We start from the raw sequence: 17179 nt of genomic DNA on the forward strand, positions 1-17179 counted from the left end.
ATGCCGACACCGCAGACGCTGATTCTCAGGATCGCCAGCCCCCAGGTCGTGCCGGCCGGCATCCGTGCGCATATGGAGTTCGAGGGCCGTGGCGGCAGCATCGGCCGCTCGGAGGACTGCGACTGGGTGCTGGCCTCGCCCGGGGTCTCGCGCACCCACGCCATCGTGCGCTACGTCAACGGCATGTTCTTCGTCGAGGACCGCAGCACCAACGGCATGCTGCTCAACGGCGCGCCGATGACCCGCGGCGAGCCGGCCGCGCTGGGCAACGGCGACCGCCTCCGCCTGGACAGCTTCGACATCGAGGTCGCGGTGCAGGCGGCCGCCGTGCCGCCGCCGGCAGCGGCGCCCGTCGCGGGCGGGCTGCCCGACTTCACCCTGCTGCCCGCGCGCGCGCAGACGCTGCCGCCGCCGGCCGCGCCGGCGCCTGCACCTGCCTTCGCGCAGGCCGCGCCCCTGGTCGACGACCTGCTCGCCGGACTGGGCGGCACCGGGCGGGGCGAGCTCGACCCGCTGCGCCTGCTGGACGAGGCGCCGCGGCCGCCCGCGCCCCCGCCGACGGACGCGCGCGGCTGGAACCACAGCGCCGCCAGCGCCGACCACTTCCAGCCGCCGCGCCCGGCCGCATCGCCCGTGCACCTGCCCGAGGAGTGGGACCTGACCTCCGGCGACTTCGCGCGCGCCGCCGCGTCGCCGCCGGCACCGCCGCAGCAGGCCGCGGCGCTCGCGCCGGCCGCCGCGCGCTCCGCGGCGGCGGATCCCGAGCTGCAGCGCATCTTCGCCATCGTCGTGGACGGGGTGATGGAGGTGCTGCGCGCGCGCGCCGAGATCAAGAACACCTTCCGCCTGCCGGTGACGCTGATCCAGCGTTCCGAGAACAACCCGCTGAAGTTCGCGGCGACGCCCGACGAGGCCATGCAGAAGATCATGGCGCCCGGCGGCGCCGCGTTCCTCTCGGGCGCGGCGGCGTTCGAGGACGCCTTCGACGACATCCGCTGCCACCAGATGGCGATGCTCGCCGGCATGCGCGCGGCCTTCGAGTCGGTGCTCTTCCATTTCAATCCCGACCGCCTCGAGCAGGAGGTCGACGCCAGCGGCAAGCGTTCGATGTTCAGCGGCGGCGGGCGCTACTGGGAGCGCTACCGCGAGAACTTCGCGGCCACCGTGAAGGACCCCGACGAGTGCTTCCGGCGTCTGTTCGGCGACGAGTTCGCCCGTGCCTACGAGGCCCAGCTGGGCCGCCTGAAGTCCGCCCGGCGCGCGCAGGCGCGCTGAGGACGTCCGTCCTGCCGGGCGGGCCCTGAGACGAAATGACGGGCTGGCGCCCCGGGGCGCCCGCAGAATCCCGGCGCATCTACACGCCATCGCGCGCCATCGCAGGCGGGAACGCCGCAGTCGTTCCGCCGCCGGCGGCGCGTGGCCGGCGCACGGCCGGAGCGAGCGAGCAGGGGATGACCCAGAACAACAAGATCGTGTGGAGCGAGGGCCTGTTCCTGCGCCCCCAGCACATGCAGCAGCAGGAACGCTACCTGGAGCGCTTCGTCGGCCTGCGTGCGGACGCGCTGCGGCCGTACCCCTGGGGCCTGTCCGAGCTCGAGTTCGAGCCGGACCTGCTGGCGGTGGGCAAGCTCGGCCTGCGCCGCGCCCGCGGCGTCTTCGCCGACGGCACGCCGTTCTCCATGCCCGACGACGACCCGCTGCCGGCGCCGCTGGAGGTGGACGTCAACTGCCGCGACCAGGTGGTCTACCTGACCCTGCCGCTGCGCTCGCCCTCGCAGCCCGAGAGCGCCTGGCCGGACGCACCGGCCGACCGGCTCTATCGCTTCCGCGTGCGCGAGACCGGCGCCACCGACGCCTCCGGCAGCACCGAGGAGAGCGTGCCGCTGGAAGTCGGCGGCATGAGCGCGCGCCTGCTGCCGCAGTCGCAGCCGCTGGAGGGGCTGACCCGCATCCCCGTCGCCCGCATCGTCGAATGCCGGGCCGACAACCGCGTGCTCCTGGACGACGCCTTCGTGCCCACCGCACTGGCGTGCCAGGCCGCGCCGCGCGTGGCGACCTTCCTGGTCGAGCTGCTCGGCCTGCTGCACCAGCGCGGCGAGGCGCTGGCCAACCGGGTCGCGCTCACCGACCGCGGCGGCGCCGCCGAGATCGCCGACTTCCTGCTGCTGCAGGTCGTCAACCGCTGGCAGCCGGTCGTCGCGCACTGGGCCGCGGCGCCGCTGCTGCATCCGGAAGATCTCTACCGTGCGTTCGCGGCCCTGGCCGGCGAGCTGGCCACCTTCACCGCGCCGGGCAAGCGCCTGCCCGCGCTGCCGCCCTACCGCCACGAGGCGCTGCAGGAGAGCTTCGAGCCGCTGTTCGCGGCTCTGCGCGGCAGCCTGAGCGCGGTGCTCGAACAGACCGCGCTGCCCATTCCGGTGCAGAAGCGCAAGTTCGGCGTGTGGGTGGCGGTGGTGCCCGATCCGGGGCTGGTGGACAGCGCCGCCTTCGTGCTCGCCGCGAAGGCCGAGATGCCCACCGAGGAGCTGCGCAGGCAGTTGCCGCCGCAGGCCAAGATCGGCCCGGTCGAGAAGATCCGCGACCTGGTCAACCTGCAGCTGCCCGGCGTCGGCCTGAACCCGATGGCGGTCGCGCCACGCCAGATCCCGTACCACGCGGGCTACGTCTATTTCGAGTTCGACACGCAGTCGCCGCTGTGGCGCGAGCTGCGCACCTCCGGCGGCATCGCCTTCCACTTCGGGAGCGAATACCCCGGACTCGACCTCCAGTTGTGGGCCATCAGGGGCTGACCCATGAGCACGCGCGGCTACGAACCCGACGACCCGATGCAGGACGCGACCGTGGTGCGCCCGCGCCAGCCTGCCGCCGCGGCACCGCCCGCGCCGCCTGCGCCGCAGCCGGTCGCCTCCGCCGTGCCGCCCGCTCCCGTTCCCGCGCGGGCCGACATCAGCGAGTTCCTCGGTCGCGGCCTCAACCCGCTGGTGCAGGCGGCGAGCCCGCTGCTGCTGCTCGCGGTGCAGCTGCGCCACGCCGCCAGCGCCGCCGACCCCGCGCAGCTGCGCGAGCAGGCCATGCTGCAGGTGCGCAGGTTCGAGGCGCGTGCGACCGAGGGGGGCATCGCGCCGCAGACGGTCGCCGCGGCGCGCTACGTGCTCTGCACGCTGCTCGACGAGGCGGTGCTGAACTCGCCCTGGGGCGAGCACAGCGGCTGGGCGCAGCGGACCCTGCTGGTGACCTTCCACGACGAGTCCTACGGCGGCGCCAAGTTCTTCCTGATCCTCGAACGGCTGTGCGCGGACGTGCCGCGGCACATCGACCTCATCGAGCTCATGTACATCTGCCTGACCCTGGGCTTCGCCGGGCGTTACCAGATCGAGGCCGGCGGACGCGCACGGCTGGCCGACATCCAGGACGACCTCTACCGCCGCATCCGCGCGGAGCGGGGCGCCGCGGCGCAGGTGCTGGCGCCGCACTGGCAGGGCATCGACGACCGGCGCGGCGCGGTGCGCAGCGTGCCGCTGTGGGTCGCGGCCGCGGCCGCGGCCTGCGTCGTGCTCGGCGTGCTGCTGTGGCTGCACACCCGGCTCAACGACCTGTCCGCGCCCATCGCCGCGGACGCCGCCCGCATCGGCCTGGAGACCGCCGTGCCGCCGGGCGACGCGCCGCGCGCCGCGCCCGCGCTGCGCCTGAAGCAACTGCTCGCGGCCCAGGAGCAGGCCGGCCTGCTGAGCGTCGAGGACGAGGCCGCAGGCCGCGAGCGCGTGCGGCTCAACGCGGCGACCATGTTCGCCTCCGCCGGCACCGAGGTCGCCGCCGAGCAGGTCCCGCTGCTGCGTGCCGTCGCCGCCGCGCTCGACCAGCTGCGCGGGCGGGTGATCGTGGTCGGGCACACCGACGACCTGCCGCTGCGTTCGCTGCGCTTCAAGGACAACTACGAGCTCTCCACCGAGCGCGCACGCGCGGTGGCGGAGGCACTGGGGGCGCAGATGACCGATGCGGGCCGCATCGAGGTGGTCGGGGCCGGGCCGTCGCAACCGGTCGCGCTGCCCCCGCACCTGCCGGAGAACCGCATGCGCAACCGGCGCGTCGAGATCCTGTTCCAGCCGGCGGGGGACTGAAGGCCGTGTCGAAGATCGTGACCCTCCTGAAGTCCGGCTGGTTCGTGAGCCTGGTCGGCGTGCTGCTGCTGGCCGTGCTGGTCTGGCTGCTGGGCCCCTACGTCGCCATCGCCGGCCACGTGCCGCTGGCGGGCGTGCCGGCGCGCGCGCTGGCGGTGCTCGGCATGCTCCTGGCCTGGGGCCTGGTCGTGCTGGTCCGGCACCTGCGCCAGCGCGCCCGCGCGCAGCGCATGGGCAGCGAGCTGGCCGCGGACGCGGCCGACGGCGACGCCGCCGCCGGCGATCGCGCGCAGCTCGAAGCGCGCTTCCGCGAGGCCATCCGGCTGCTGCGCCGGCGCCGCGGGCGCGGCAGCCTGCACAGCCTGCCGTGGTACGTGGTGATCGGGCCGCCCGGCTCGGGCAAGAGCACCCTCATCAGGAATTCGGGCCTGCAGTTCCCGCTCGCCGGGCACTTCGGCAAGGAGGCGCTGCGCGGCGTCGGCGGCACCCGCAACTGCGACTGGTGGTTCACCGACGAGGCCGTGTTCCTGGACACCGCCGGGCGCTACACCACGCAGGATTCCGACCGCAACGCCGACGCCGGCGCCTGGGCCGGCTTCCTGAAGCTGCTGCGCCGGCACCGCCGCGGCCGCCCGCTCAACGGCGTGCTCGTGACCATGAGCATGTCGGACCTGCTGCTGCTCGACGACGCAGAGCGCGACCAGCACGTGCAGGTCATCCGTCGCCGCCTCGACGAGCTGGCCGAGCACCTGCGCGTGCGCGTGCCGGTGTATCTGGTGTTCACCAAGTGCGACCTCGTGGCCGGCTTCGGCGAGTTCTTCGACGACCTCAATCCCGAGCAGCGCAGCCAGGTCTGGGGCGTGTCCTTCCCGGTCGCGAAGACCATGGACGGCAGCGCCGCGAAGCAGTTCGGCGACGAGTTCAACCTGCTGCTGGACCGCATCAACTCGCGCCTGATCGACCGCCTGCACGGCGAGCGCGACCGCGGCCGGCGCGCGGCCATCCTGTCGTTCCCGCAGCAGTTCGCGGCGCTCGGCGACGTGGCGCGCGAGTTCACCGAGGAGGTGTTCGCCGGGCACGCCTACGGCCCGCCGCTGCTGCTGCGCGGCGTCTACATGACCTCGGGCACCCAGGAAGGCACGCCCATCGACCGCATGATGGGCGCGGTCGCGCGCACCTTCGGCCTCGACGAGGCGCGCGTGCACGCACCGGGAGCGCAGACCCGCACCTTCTTCGTCGAGCGCCTGCTGCGCGAGGTAGTGTTCCGCGAGTCCGGCTTCGCCGGCACCGAGCCCGCCGCCGAGCGCCGCAAGGCCCTGGCGCGGGCAGCCTGCTTCGCCGGCATCGGCGTGCTGGCGATCGGACTGGTGGCGGCGATGGCCGGCAGCTACATGCGCAACGGGCGCTACCTCGCCGACGTGCAGGCGGCGCTGGCGGCGCGCCCCGACGTGCCCGATCCGTCCACCGCGAGCGGCATGCCGCAGTACTTCGCGCTCTCCCTGCAGCGCCTGGAGGGGCTGCGCGAGGCCATGGAGGTCGCGCAGCGCCACCACGGCGACGTGCCGCTGTCGATGCGTGCCGGCCTCTACCAGGGCGCGGCCGTGGGGCGGCAGCTGCAGGACGCCTACCAGCGCGAGCTCAACGCGCTCGTCGTGCCGGGGCTCGCCGCGCAGTTCCGGCGCGGGATGGCGGCGAACGCGGGCGACCTGCAGGCGCTGTATCTCTATCTCAAGGGCTACCTGATGCTGGGCCAGCCCGCGCACGCCGACGGGGCGCAGCTGCAGGCGCTGGCCGACATCGAGTGGCGGCGGCTGTTCCCGCAGGATCCCGTGCTCCAGGCCGCCATGGCGGGCCACACCGCCTTCCTCGCCGGCGCACCCGGGCGCATCCGCGCGCTGGCGCTCGACGATGCGCAGGTGGAGCAGGCCCGCAGCACGCTGCGCTCCGCCGACATGTCGGCGCTGGTGTACAGCGGCCTGCGCCTGGGCGCGGACGGGGAGGGCGAGCCGATCCGCCTCGACAAGGAGCTCGGCCTGCTGGGCGACGCCTTCGTGCGCCGCAGTGGGACGCCGCTGTCCGAGCCGCTGCCGGCCCTGTACACCCGCCCGGCGTTCGCCGCGCAGGTCGGGGGCGGCATCGAGCGGGCGGTGGAGCGCTTCCTGCAGGACGACTGGGTGCTGGGCGCAGGGCGCAGCGACGCGCTGGCGCGCGCGCGGATCGCGCAGCAGGTCGCCCAGCTCTACGAGCAGGACTACATCCGCGCCTGGGACGACCTGCTTGCCGATCTCCAGGTGAAGCCGGCGGCCGACCTCCAGGAGGCCAGCATCCTCGCCGCCAAGCTGTCCGGCCCGGCCTCGCCGCTGCGCCTGCTGCTCGACCTCGTGCGCGCCAACACCAGCGACATGCTGCGCACGCCCGAGCCGGATGCCGCTGCGCAGGCCGCCGGCGCCGTGGCCGACAAGGCGCGCGCCCAGCTTGCGGCGCGCAACGCGGCGCTCGCGGCGGTCCTGGGCGACGGCGGGCAGGCGCAGGCGCCGCAGCCCGGGCAGGCCATCGCCGAGCACTTCGCCACGCTCAACCTGCTGGGGCAGGGTGCGCCGGGGGCGACGCCGCTCGACCGCACGCTCGCGGTGCTCGACCAGCTCGGCAAGACCCTGCTGACCCTGCGCGAGTTCGAGGCGGGCCAGCCCAACCCGCAGCTGCTCATGGCGCGGCAGGAAGCCGCGCAGCTGCCGCCGCCGGTCTCCGGCTGGGTCGCTTCGTTGACCGGCGCGAGCGAGGCCCTGGTCGCCACCGGCGCGCGCGCTGCGCTCGGCGAGCAGGCGCGCGAGGCGGTCGGTGCGGACTGCGCGGAGTTCATCCGCGGGCGCTACCCGTTCGACCCGACCGCGCAGGCCGAGATCCCGCTGCAGAACTTCGGGGAACTGTTCGGCTACGGCGGCCGCTTCGACACGCTCTACCGGCAGTCGCTCGAACGCCTGATCGACACCACCGGCGGCACCTGGCGCTGGCGGAGCGGCCCCGGCGCGGTGGCCGGTCCCGCCGGCCTGCCCGCGCAGATGCAGCTCGCCGACCGCATCAAGCGCAGCTACTTCCGCGACGGCAACCTGCCCGAGGTCGGCTTCAGCCTGCTGGCGCCGGCGCTGGGCGACGGCCTGGCGAAGGTGGTGGTGGAGATCGACGGCCAGACCTGGGAGGCGGGCGCCGGCGGCGATGCCAGCGCCATGCTGCGCTGGCCCGGCCCCGCGCCGGGGCGCGCCGCCATCGTCGGCTACGACGCGGCGGGCGTCGAGGTCGGGCGCATCGTGCGGCAGGGCGAGTGGGCGCTGTTCCGGCTGCTGCAGGCCGGCGGCCTGCAGCGCGAGTCCGACCTGCGCTTTGTCGCGCGCTTCGACCTCGGTGGCCGCAGCGTGGCCCTGCCGGTGCAGGCCGGCAACCTGCGCCACCCCTTCCTCGACACCAGCGTGCAGCGCTTCCGCTGCGGAGGTGGCGCATGAGCGCGGCCGCGCCCGGCTTCTTCGGCAAGCTGCCGGGTGCCGGCGACTTCGTGCAGCGGCGCATCCCGCCCGCCTTCCTCGACGTGTGGGACCGCGGCTTCTCGCGCGCTGTGGTGGAGAGCCGGGACCGCCTCGGCGCCCGCTGGAACGCGTTCTACGCGGCCAGCCCGGTCTGGCGCTTCCTGCTCTCGCCGGGGCTGCTCGGCGAGGGCGCCTGGGCCGGCGTGCTCGGCCCGGGCTGCGACCGCGTCGGCCGCTGCTTCCCGATGACCATCGGCGTGCGCCTGCCGGGCGGCACCGCGCAGCCGGGCGTGCTGCACGACGGCGGGCGCTGGTTCGTCGCCGCCGAGCGCGTGCTGCGCACCGCGCAGGCCGAGCGCTGGAGCGTCGATGCCTTCGACGCCCAGGTGGCCGCGCTCGCGGTTCCGCCGGACCCGGACACGCCGAGCATCGGCGCCTTCCCGCGCGACCTGGACCCGCGCCGCCGCAACGTGTGGCTGGCGCTGGGCGAGACCGCCTCGCCGCTGCCGGCGACGCTGTGGGCGGCGCTGGCCCCGGCCGGTTGCGCGCTGTGGTGGACGCGCGGGCGCCTGCTGCTCGGCGCGGGCCTGCCGGGCGGGGACGACTACGCGGAATTCCTGGCCCCGGGCGCCGGCGCCACGGACGACACCACCGAGCGCCGCGTGCTGGAGGCGCTGCCGTGAGCGCGGCCGCCTTCCGTTCCTCCGGGCGCACCGAGACGGGCAAGGTCCGGCGCCACAACGAGGACGCGATCCTGGTGCGCGACGAGGTCGGCCTGTGGGTCGTCGCCGACGGCCTCGGCGGACACACCGCAGGCGACTATGCCAGCGGCCTGATCGTGCAGCGCCTCGCGCAGATCCAGCGGCCGCCGGCCCTGTGCGACTTCATCGACGCCATCGACGACGCGCTGGAGGCGGTCAACGACGAGCTCCTGTGCTTCGCCGCCGAACGCAGCGTGGACCTGATCGGCTCCACCGTCGTCGTGCTCGTGCACGACCGCGACTACATGCTGTGCGGCTGGGTCGGCGACAGCCGCGGCTACTGGTTCGGCGACCGCGGCCTGCGCCAGATCACCCGCGACCACGTCCACGGCGTGAAGGACGACGTCACCCAGTTCGGCAACGCGCCCGCGCAGCCGGCACCGCCGCCGGGCGCCCTGACCCGCGCGGTCGGCGCGCAGACGCCGCTGTTCGTGGACTGGGTCGTCACCGCCGCGCAGCCGGGCGCGAAGTTCGTGCTGTGCTCGGACGGCATCAACAAGGAGATCGGCGACGACGAGCTCGATCTCGAATGCGCGCGCGGCCGCGATCCGGAAACCCTGGTGGCGCGCCTGTTCGAGCTCGCGCTCGGCCGCGCCGCCCGCGACAACGTGTCGGCGATCGCCGTCCATCTGCAGGAGTGAGGCGACGTGTACGACAGTGAGACCAGCGTCCTCGGCCTCGTCACCGCCTTCCGCAGCGGCCGGCTGGACCTGCCCGCGGTGCTGGAGGCGCTCTCGCGGCGCGGCCGCGTGCCGGAGGACGAGTACCGCGCCGGCGTCGAGACCCTCTGGAAGATGCGGGAGGAACAGGTGCTGGACGCGCAGACCGTGACCACCCTGGTCACCCGGCTGGATGCGCTGCGCGAGGCGCAGGAGGACGACGCCACCGTGGTCGCCCCGCCGGCGCGCACGCCGGCTCCGGCCGACGACGCCACGGCGATGGCGCTGCCTGCATCGCGCGCGGCCGTCCCGCCGGACGACGACGTCACGCACGTGGTTCCGGCGCCGGTCGTGCCGGGCGACGCCCAGGCCGCCGACGGCACGGGCACCGGTACCGGCACGAGCACCGGCGTCGAGACCTGGCAGCGCATCGCGGACGCCGCCGGCGGCGAGGTGGCGCGGGTCGGCATGCTGCTCAAGGGGCGCTTCCTGCTCGAACGCGAGATCGGCCGCGGCGGGATGGGCGTGGTCTTCCTCGCGCGCGACGAGCGCAAGGTGGAGGCGCGCGACCGCGACCCCTACGTGGCGGTCAAGGTCCTCAACGACGAGTTCCGCCGGCACCCGGACTCGCTGGTCGCGCTGCAGCGCGAGTCGCGGCGCTCGCAGCTGCTGGCGCACGACAACATCGTGCGCGTCTACGACTTCGACAAGGCGGGGACCATCGTCTTCATGACGATGGAGTACATCGACGGTTCCGACCTGCGCACCCTGATCCGCGAGCAGGCCTGGAACGGCATGCCGCTGGCGAAGGCGCGCCCGCTGATCGAGGGCATGGCGCGCGCGCTCGGCCGTGCGCATGCGGCCGGCATCGTCCACTCCGACTTCAAGCCCGGCAACGTCATGGTGACCAGCGCCGGCGTGCCCAAGGTGTTCGACTTCGGCATCGCGCGGGCCGGCAAGCACATGGCCAGCGCCACCGGCGAGCAGACCGTGTTCGACGCCGCCACGCTCGGCGCGCTGACGCCGGCCTACGCCAGCCTGGAGATGATCCAGGGCAAGGAGCCGACGCCCAGCGACGACATCTACGCGCTGGGCTGCTGCTGCTTCGAGCTGCTGACCGGCAGGCACCCGTTCGGCAAGGCGAGCGCCGAGGTCGCCCTGCGCGAGGGGCGCACGCCGCCGCCGGTGCCGGGTCTCACCCGGCGCCAGTACCGCACGCTCTGCGATGCGGTCGCCTTCACCCGCGAACAGCGCCTCGGCGACGTCGAGCAGCTGATCGAGGGCCTGCGCGAGGTCGGCCTGCGCGAGCGCGCGCTGCCCCTGGTGGGCATCGGCGCCGCGGCGCTGGTGCTGCTGGGCGGCGGCGGCTACGGCCTGTCGCGGCACCTGCACGACCGCCAGATCGCCGCCGCCATCGCCGGCTTCGGCGACGACCCCGGCGCGCGCTACGCGGACGAGGCCCAGGCCGCGCGGGCGCTGGCCGGGCTCGACGAGGAGGACCGCCGGCGCATCGTGCTCGACAACGCGGACCTGGTCGAAGGCTTCCTGCTCTCGCGCCTGGACGCGCTGTGGAATCCCGCGGCCGGGCGCCACGACTACGCCGCGGCGCAGGAGGTATTCGCCTTCCGCGACGCGCTGCGCCTGTATTCCCCGGCCCTGGACGCGCGCCGCACGGAGATGGCGCAGCAGCGCAACGCGCTGCTGAACGCGCTGGACAGCGACCTCGGCCGGCGGATCGCCGCGGGCGACCTCTTCGACGGCGCGCACGACAACGCCGCCGCCACCCTGGCGACGGTGCGCGCGGTCGATCCCGGCAGCGCATTGCTGGCGAACCCGGAACTGGAGCTGGCCTACGACGCGGCGGTCGCCGCGGCGGTGGAGGCGGGCGACCTCGACCTGGCGCATGCGCGCCTGGCGCGCGCCGCCGAGGTGTTCCCGGAGTCGCTGCGCCTGCAACTGCGGGCCGGCGAGGTCGAGACGGCGCAGCTCGCGGCGCAGGCGCGCGAGCGCGCACTGTCCGGCGAGCGGCTCGATCCGACCGAGGCGCGCGTGCTGCTCGCCGGGCGTCTCGCCGCGCCCGGCCTCGGCGCGGACTGGCGCGACGAGGTCGCGCGCGCGCTGGAGGCCCTGGAGGCCGGCGCCCCCGCGGACGTCGCGCGGCTGCACCACGACGTCGCCACCGCCATCGCCGCGGCGACGGCGGGCGTGGATTCGGCCGCGCAGCTCGCCCAGGCCACCGCCCTGGTCGACTACGGCCTGGGACTGTCGCCGCAGGCCGCGCCGCTGCTGGCCGAGCGCGAGCGTCTCGCCGCCGTGCGCGCGGGCGTCGAGGCCGAACTGGCCGCGCAGCGCGTGCACGCGGAGGTGGCCGGCCGCACCGAATCCGCGCGCCATGCCGCCGCGGCGGGCGATCTCGACAAGGCGCGCGAGGCGCTCGCGCGCATCCGTGCGCTGCAGCCGGACAACGCCTTCCTCCTGGGCGAGGCGCCGCAACTGCTGTCCGGCACCTACCTGGAACGCGCGGCGCAGCTGGCGGACGAAGGCGGCTTCGCCGAGGCCGAGGCGCTGCTGGCGGACGGCGTCGAGACGCTCGGCAGCCGGCTCGACCTGCGCACGGCGCGGGCGCGCTACGCCATGGCCGCCGCCGTCGCGGGGGAGGACAGCGTACCGGATGCCGCGACGCACGCACGCCTCGTCGAGGAACTCGAAGGGCTCTACCGCAGCGACGCCAGCGGCATGGAGGCCATGGAGGCGCGCATGCGCGAGCGCGGCCAGTTGCCGGACGGCAGCCTGCGCGCCCTGCTGGCACGGCGTGCGCCGGCGCCCGCACAGCCGGCACGGACCGCGCGGCCGAGCGCCGCACCCGAGCCGGCCGCGGTCGCGGACCCCGGGCGGCGGGCGCCCCGGCAGGCGGCGGCCGACGGGGACGACGAGCCCCTGCCGCCGGTTCCCGACGGCCCGGACCCCTGCGGCAACCCGGCGCTCGTGGGCCGCGGACGGTTCTGCTTCGACCAGTTCGGCGACGGGCGCGGCCCCACCCTGGTGGTGGTGCCCGGCGTCGATGGCGGCAAGGCCTACGGCCTGTCGCGGGCGGAGGTGACGGTGGACGACTTCGCGCGCTTCTGCGCCGCCACCGGCCGCTGCACGGTGACCTCGCCGGGCGACCCCGCGCTCGGCGCGCTGCCGGTGCAGAACGTCACCTATGCGCAGGCCAGCGCCTACGCGCGCTGGGCCACGCGCGCCGCCGGCGGCTGGCGCTACCGGCTGCCGACCGAGGCGGAATGGGCGCACGCGGCCGGCGCGGGAAGCGGCTGGCGGCAGGCCGCCGACAGCAACTGCGTCCCGCCGACCGCGAACTCGCACGACAGCCTGGGCGCTCCGGTCTCCGCGCGCGGGCGCGAACCGAACCCGTGGGGCCTCATCAACCTCACCGGGAACGTCTGGGAGTGGGTCGCGGGCGACGGCGGCCCGGTGGTCCGCGGCGGCAGCTTCGCCAGCTACTGGTCGGACTGCACCGTGGACGCGCGCCGGGCGGACGGCGGCGGTGCGCATCGCGACGTGGGCTTCAGGCTCTTGAGGGAACTGAAATGAGCGAACGCGAACAGCGGGCCAACGCCGGCCTTCGCGCGGTGCAGGACGCCTACCAGTCGGGCCGCATCGACCATGCTGAGTTCCGGCGCCGGCGCCGCGCCATCCTGCAGGCGCTGGCCGAGGCGGACGAGGTCACCGCGCGCAGCGCGCTGCCCGGATCGGCGCCGGCGCCGGTGGACGGCGGCGCGGGTGTCGTGCGCGCGGGCGGGCACGATGCCGAACTCCTCACGATGCTCGGGTCGTCGCGCTGGGGTAGCCTTGCGCGCTGGGGGGTGCTGTCGTTGCTTGCTGCCATCGTCGTCGCGCTTCTCGCGCGCTACGGCGTGGCCGATGCGACCGCGGCCGACGCGACGACTGCGACAGGGGGAACGATGACGGAAGCCACGGAGTCCGCGCGCAGCGCTGCGCGCCGATCCTGCACGACAGGAGGGCTGCCGCCATGCGCCTGAGCCCGCTTGCGCTGTTCGTCGCGGCCTGCCTTCCCTGCGCGGCCGTGGCCCAGTCCGGCGGCGTGGCGCTCCCCAGCGTCGCCGAGCGCGGCTACGTGGCCGATCCGACGATCGAGGTCCGCGGTTTCCGGGTGCTCCAGGTCGGCGAGCACCCGGACAGCGGGATCACGGCGGAGACCATGCAGGCCCTGGCCGACGCGCGCTTCGCCGCGCTCGCCGGCGGGCAGCCACGGGCGACGTTGAGCTTCGACCAGTTGCAGGAGGTCGCCGCCGCCATCACCGCGGCCTACCGCGATGCCGGTTTCATCGTCAGCACCGCCTACCTGCCGGAGCAGACCGTCGAGGACGGCATCGTCGAGATCCACGTGCTCGAAGGCAGGGTGGGGCGGGTCGTGGTCCAGGGCGCCGGGCGCTACCGGCCGGGGACCATCGCCGCGCCGCTGGAGCGGTTGCAGGGCCGCATCCTGTCGGAGCGCGAACTGAAGGACGCGCTGCTGTACGCGCGCGACCTGCCGGGCGTGTCGGTGTCCTCGGTGCTCCAGCCGGGCGAGGCCGTGGGCGAGACCGACATCGTGGTGGTCGCGCGCGAGGCGGACCGCCCGGTGACGGTGAGCGTCGGCGCCAACAATTACGGGACCGACCTCACCGGCCGCTACCGCGCGCAGCTCGGCCTTGCCTGGACGAGCCCGCTGGGCATCGGCGACGCGTTCAACCTGAGCTACGCGCACGCCTTCGATCCGAGCCAGAGCCGGCTCGGCGCGCTGTCCTACAGCGTGCCGGTCCGCCCGGGGAGCGGCGTCAGCGGCATCCTCGGCTACAGCCGCAGCGAGCTGCAGGTCCGTTCCGGCAGCTTCGGGGCGCTCGGCATCACCGGCCCCACCTCGATCGCCTACGCCGGCGGCGACTGGAAGTTCGTCAACCGCGACGACCTGCAGATGCAGACCTCGCTGCGCTACATCCGCGAGCGTTCGCGGCTGTCGGCGCTGGGCTTCGCCCTGTCCGACCAGGAGTTCGACGTGGTCGAGGCCGGCTTCACCCTGCGCCGGATCGACACCCGCTGGCGCGGGGTCGATCTCCTGCAGACCAGCCTGCGCCGTGCGGTGCAGGACCGCTCGCTGGACCCCGACCTCATCACCCCGGAGCGGGAGAGCGACTTCCTCGTCGCCCGCGCGTCCTATGCGCGCATGCAGTACCTCAGCCGCACCCAGCGCCTGCTGCTGCGGCTCGGCGGCCAGTACAGCCGGGATCCCCTGGTGCCGATGGAGCAGTTCTCGGTCGGCGGGCCCGACAGCGTGCGCGCCTTCGGCGTGTCCGAGGGGCTGGGCGACCGCGGCTACCACGCTGCGTTCGAGTACCACGTGGACGCCCCCGGCTTCGCCGGGAAGACCTCGCCCTTCGGCGGTCGGCCGTGGCGCGAACTGCTGGAGTTCGAGCTGTTCGTCGACCACGCGCGGGTGCTGCCGGCCGCCGGTGTCCGCGGCGACGCGCTGACCCTCCAGGGCGCGGGCGCGGGCCTGACCTTCCGCCTGCCCGACGCCTACGGTTTCGAGTTCCGCCTTGCCGCCGCCACGCCCGTCGGCGGCACCCGGTCCCCGGACGGCGACGACCTCCGGGTCTGGGCCCGCCTCGGCATGACCTTCTAGGGAGAAGCCATGAACCGCATCTACAGCCTCGTCTTCAATCGCGCGCTGGGCCAGTTGCAGGTGGCGTCCGAACTCGGCGGCCGCAGCCACGGCGGTGCGGGACATTCGACCCGGGGGCCGCGGCCGGCGCTCACCTGCCTGGCGCTGTCGCTCGCGCTGGCGTGGCTGCCCGCGGGCGCGCAGGCGCAGGCGGCGCCCGCCCCGGGGCAGTTGCCGACGGGGCCGAACGTCATCCAGGGCGCCAACGCGCCCACCATCGACGGCCTGCGGATGACGATCGAGCAGACGGATGCGCGCGCGCTGATCCGGTGGGACAGCTTCGACATCGGCGCCGACGCCGCGGTGCATTTCCAGCAGGGCCTCGGCCAGGCCGTGCTGAACCAGATCGGCGGCGGCGACGCGAGCCAGATCTTCGGGCAGCTGACCGGCGACGGCCGGGTGTTCCTGATCAACCCCAACGGCATCGTCTTCGGTGCAGAGGCGCAGGTGAACGTGGGTTCGCTGGTCGCCTCCGGCCTGGCAATGACCACCAGCGAACAGGACTTCCTCGGTGGCGCCGACGAGCTCCACTTCGCCGCCGGGGGGGCGGGCGTCGTCGTCAATCGCGGCGATATCCGCGGCACCGACGCGTCGGGGCAGGGCAACGTCGCCCTCCTCGGCAGGGCGGTGCACAACGAAGGCGACATCGGCGGGACCCTGACGATGATCGACCTCGTCGCTGCCGACGCCGCCACCCTGTCCGCCGGAGGGGTGTACGAGTTCACCCCCACCGCCGCCGTGGCCGGGGCCGGGGCCGCCCTCGTCACCAACAGCGGCACGCTCGAGTCGCAGGGAGGGCGGATCACCCTGGCTGCATCGGCCGACCCGTTCGGCGGCGTCCTGATCAACAGCAGCGGGATCATCAGCGCGGCCGGCTTCGTGGAAGGGGAAAGCGGAGCGGTCCGGCTCCGCGCGGCCGGCGGAGGGATCGAGGTGTCCGGCACGGTCACGGCCACCGGAAATACGCTGACGATCGATGCCGGCAGGGATGCCGTCGCACTGACCAACAGTGAGAACAGGCTCGACGGCGCCCGCGTCAACGTCACCGCCGGCGCGACCGAGATCGCGACCCAGGGCGACCTGAACCTGTACATGGTGGACACGCTCGACCTGACCGTGAACAGCGGCGGTGCGCTCAACCTCGGGCGGGGCACGATCGGCGGGGTCGTGAACGCCAGGAGCGGCGGCCCGATCACGCGGAGCTTCGAGGCGCCGCTGACGCTCGGGCGCAGCGGCGCACTCAGCACGCTGGACGCCGGCGGCCACGACATCCTGCTCGCCGACGAGCGTGGAGGCACCCTCTTCATGGGGAACTTCGACGTCACCGGCGCCGACGTCTACCTCGAGAGTACCGGCGCGATGATGTTGAACCGCATCTCGACGGACTCCCTCTACGCGATCGGCACCCATGGTGTGATGCTCGGAACTGGAACGGTCGATGGGAGCCTGACGGTCCACAGCTACGGTGGCGTGGTCGGGCAGGTCGGCGGCGGACTCACGGTGGCCGGGCCAACCGCCATCACCGCGGTCGGTGCAGTCACCCTCGCCGACGCCGGCAACGATTTCCAGGGGGAGGTGAGGCTCACCGGCAGAGATGTCCATATCGTCGACAGGAACGGCCTCGACCTGCAGGCCGTCACCGCCTCGGGCGACTTCACCGTCAGCAGCAACGGCGTCCTGAACCTCGGCGCGGGCCGGATCGACGGCAGCCTCACCGCGACCAGCAACGGTCATGCCATCGGGCAGCGGGGCGGACTGACGGTGGCCGGCGCGGCGACCATCGACGCGGGAGCGGCGGACATCGCACTGGACGCGGCCAACGATTTCCGGGGGGCGGTCGCGCTGACCGGCGGCGCGGTCCGGGTCCGCGACATCAACGATCTCGATATCCGTGCGCTGGTCGGCGGGACCGGCGGGTTGGACCTCCAGGCCGGCGGCAATCTCCTCCTGCCGACCGGCGACATCGATACCGGCAGCGCCGACCTGCGGCTCGTGGCGGGCGGAACGCTCGGCACGCCCGGTGCCTTGCATGGCGCCAACGTGACGCTGCACGGCGGCACCGGGCTCGACCTGGATCACGACGTGACGGCCACCAGCGGGCTTTCCCTGGGCGGCGGCGTCGGCGCCATCCAGCAGAACGCCGGCCGGATCGCCGCGGTGCGGCTCGACGTCGAGGGCGGCAGCGCCCGTTTGGATGCGGCCGGCAATGCCGTCGGCGCACTGGGCGACGTGGACGTGGCCGGCGCCTTCGCACTGCGCAACGCGCAGGCGATCCAACAGGCCGCGGGGACCACGGTGAAGGTCGGCGGTGCGGCGTCCTTCGACGCGGGCGGCCAGGACATCGTCCTGGCCAACGCCGGCAACGATTTCGGCGGCCCCGTGAGCCTGACCGGCAGTGACG

Annotated in this window: 10 protein-coding genes; all 10 read left to right on the forward strand. The window is 74.4% G+C overall.

The window, feature by feature from the left end:
* The gene (tagH, locus tag ACFO3Q_RS16435) at window positions 1-1275 is read left to right on the forward strand and encodes a type VI secretion system-associated FHA domain protein TagH (RefSeq protein WP_377005919.1); all 1275 of its coding nucleotides are present in this window, start codon (window positions 1-3) and stop codon (window positions 1273-1275) included.
* A 176-nt stretch (window positions 1276-1451) separates the two neighbouring features.
* Window positions 1452-2789 carry a type VI secretion system baseplate subunit TssK gene (gene tssK, locus ACFO3Q_RS16440; protein ID WP_377005921.1) on the forward strand — a complete coding sequence of 446 codons (1338 nt, stop codon included), beginning with the start codon at window positions 1452-1454 and terminating at the stop codon, window positions 2787-2789.
* A gap of 3 nt (window positions 2790-2792) precedes the next feature.
* Window positions 2793-4118: a type IVB secretion system protein IcmH/DotU gene (gene icmH / locus ACFO3Q_RS16445; RefSeq protein WP_377005923.1), complete on the forward strand. Its 1326-nt coding sequence runs from the start codon at window positions 2793-2795 to the stop codon at window positions 4116-4118.
* 5 nt (window positions 4119-4123) lie between these two features.
* A complete protein-coding gene (gene tssM, locus ACFO3Q_RS16450; RefSeq protein ID WP_377005925.1) occupies window positions 4124-7615 on the forward strand; it encodes a type VI secretion system membrane subunit TssM in 3492 nt (1163 codons plus the stop codon).
* Window positions 7612-8319: a type VI secretion system-associated protein TagF gene (tagF, locus tag ACFO3Q_RS16455; RefSeq protein ID WP_377005927.1), complete on the forward strand. Its 708-nt coding sequence runs from the start codon at window positions 7612-7614 to the stop codon at window positions 8317-8319. The genes tssM and tagF overlap by 4 nt, the downstream gene beginning before the upstream one ends.
* A complete protein-coding gene (locus ACFO3Q_RS16460; RefSeq protein ID WP_377005929.1) occupies window positions 8316-9038 on the forward strand; it encodes a PP2C family protein-serine/threonine phosphatase in 723 nt (240 codons plus the stop codon). The genes tagF and ACFO3Q_RS16460 overlap by 4 nt, the downstream gene beginning before the upstream one ends.
* 6 nt (window positions 9039-9044) lie before the next feature.
* Complete coding sequence (locus ACFO3Q_RS16465) at window positions 9045-12647, forward strand: protein kinase domain-containing protein (RefSeq protein ID WP_377005931.1); 3603 nt, start codon at window positions 9045-9047, stop codon at window positions 12645-12647.
* Window positions 12644-13096, forward strand: a complete 453-nt coding sequence (locus tag ACFO3Q_RS16470) for a hypothetical protein (RefSeq protein ID WP_377005933.1) — start codon at window positions 12644-12646, stop codon at window positions 13094-13096. Before ACFO3Q_RS16465 ends, ACFO3Q_RS16470 begins: the two co-directional genes overlap by 4 nt.
* Window positions 13093-14739: a ShlB/FhaC/HecB family hemolysin secretion/activation protein gene (locus ACFO3Q_RS16475; RefSeq protein WP_377005941.1), complete on the forward strand. Its 1647-nt coding sequence runs from the start codon at window positions 13093-13095 to the stop codon at window positions 14737-14739. The genes ACFO3Q_RS16470 and ACFO3Q_RS16475 overlap by 4 nt, the downstream gene beginning before the upstream one ends.
* A gap of 9 nt (window positions 14740-14748) precedes the next feature.
* On the forward strand, window positions 14749-17179 hold a 2431-nt coding region (locus ACFO3Q_RS16480; protein WP_377005935.1), incomplete at its 3' end, for a two-partner secretion domain-containing protein.

It is taken from the genome of Coralloluteibacterium thermophilum (assembly GCF_042654365.1).
Taxonomy (GTDB): Bacteria; Pseudomonadota; Gammaproteobacteria; order Xanthomonadales; family Xanthomonadaceae; genus Coralloluteibacterium; species Coralloluteibacterium thermophilum.

What these genes read in the sequence shown, in the direction of transcription:
- tagH (WP_377005919.1), top strand. Translation starts at nt 1, where the DNA reads ATGCCGACACCGCAGACGCTGATTCTCAGGATCGCCAGCCCCCAGGTC.
- tssK (WP_377005921.1), top strand. Translation starts at nt 1,452, where the DNA reads ATGACCCAGAACAACAAGATCGTGTGGAGCGAGGGCCTGTTCCTGCGC.
- icmH (WP_377005923.1), top strand. Translation starts at nt 2,793, where the DNA reads ATGAGCACGCGCGGCTACGAACCCGACGACCCGATGCAGGACGCGACC.
- tagF (WP_377005927.1), top strand. Translation starts at nt 7,612, where the DNA reads ATGAGCGCGGCCGCGCCCGGCTTCTTCGGCAAGCTGCCGGGTGCCGGC.
- ACFO3Q_RS16470 (WP_377005933.1), top strand. Translation starts at nt 12,644, where the DNA reads ATGAGCGAACGCGAACAGCGGGCCAACGCCGGCCTTCGCGCGGTGCAG.